The organism is Pseudomonas sp. 6D_7.1_Bac1 (assembly GCF_025465945.1).
Classification (GTDB): domain Bacteria; phylum Pseudomonadota; class Gammaproteobacteria; order Pseudomonadales; family Pseudomonadaceae; genus Aquipseudomonas.
The window spans coordinates 1-1,590 of record NZ_JANLNW010000031.1 but is presented as its reverse complement, the minus strand read 5'-3'; the positions used below and the strand labels follow the sequence as shown (position 1 = coordinate 1,590).

General features: G+C 63.3%; 1 pseudogene. It reads right to left on the bottom strand.

Going from position 1 to position 1,590, the window contains the following annotated elements:
• Positions 1-1,590 (bottom strand): annotated as a pseudogene (locus NTD87_RS08435) (adhesin); the annotation flags it as partial.

Here is a 1,590-nt window from a genome sequence, read left to right as displayed (position 1 = left end):
GAGCCTTGCTGGCTGTTGTCGAGGCTGGCGCTGGTGAGTTCCAGGCCCGCCCCACTGTTGATCTGGCCGCCCTGGTTGTTCAAGTTTTGGTTGATCAGCAGCGTGAGGTTTTGCTCGCTGAGGACCTTGCCGCCGGTGTTGTCCAGGCTAGTGGCGGCCAACGTGAAGCCTTGTTGGCTGGAGATTTCACCGCCCTGGTTGGCCACCGTGTTCAGGTTCTTCAGCAGCAACGCGCCGGGGGTGGTGATCTGGGCGTTCTGGTTGTTGAGCGTGCCGTTATTCAGGTCCAGGCTCAGACCGGTAACGCCACTCAACTGGCCCTGAGTGTGCTGGTCCAGGCCGCTGACGCTGGCGGTCAGGGCCATGGCGCTGGCGATGCGCCCGCCTTCGCTGTTGTTCACTTGGCCGCTGGTCAGGGTCAACGCGTTGCTGCTGCTCAGCAGGCCCGCTTGATGGTTATCCAGACTGCCGCTGTTGATCAGCGCACTGCCGGTACTCTGGATCTTGCCCGCTTGATGATTGTCCAGTGCACCGAGCGCCGTCAGGCCCAAAGTGCCCTGGCTGATGATCGAGCCTTGTTGGCTGTTGTCGAGGCTGGCGCTGTTGATACTCAGGCTCGATACGCTGTTGATCTGGCCGCCCTGGTTGTTCAACAAGCCGGCGCTGTTGAGGCTCAATCGCCCCTGGCTGGCAACGCTGCCACCGGCGCTGTTGTCGAGGCTGCCAACGTTCAGGTCGAGTGCCGCTTGGCCCGTAATGTGGCTACCCGCGTTGAGCACACTGCCGGCATTGATCGCCAGGGTGTTGCCTGAAACCTGGCCGCCCTGGTTGTTCAAAGTCTGATTGACGAGCAACGCCAGCGACTGCTGGCTAAGGACCTTGCCGCCGGTGTTGTCGAGGCTGGTGGCCGCCAGCGTGAAGCCTTGTTGGCTGGAGATTTCACCGCCCTGGTTGGCCACCGTATTCAGGTTCTTCAGCAGCAGCGCGCCGGGGGTGCTGATCAGGGCGTTCTGGTTGTTGAGCAGGCCGTGGTTCAGGTCCAGGCTCAGGCCGGTCACGCCACTCAACTGGCCCTGAGTGTGCTGGTCCAGGCCGCTGACACTGGCGGTCAGGGCCATGGCGCTGGCGATGCGCCCGCCTTCGCTGTTGTTCACCTGGCCGCTGGTCAGGGTCAACGCGCTGCTGCTGCTCAGCACACCGCCTTGATGGTTATCCACACTGCCGCTGTGGATCAGTGCACTGCCGGTGCTCTGGATCTTGCCCGCCTGATGGTTGTCCAGCACGCCGAGCGCTGTCAGGCCCAAGGTGCCCTGGCTGACGATTGAGCCTTGCTGGCTGTTGTCCAGGGACGCCGCGGCGAGTTGCAGGTTTTGCTGGGCGGCCAGACGCCCGTTCTGATTATTCAGGGCACCGCTGGCGTTGATCGTCAGGGCGCTGCCGGCCGACACCAGTCCGGCGACGTTATCCAGGGACGCCACAGTCAAGGTGACCCCGGCCAGGCTGGAGATTTCCGCAGCGCCGTTACTCAGCGCGCCCACGTTGGCAAGCAGTTCACCGTTGCTGGTCACCAGTCCGCCCTGGGCATTGAGC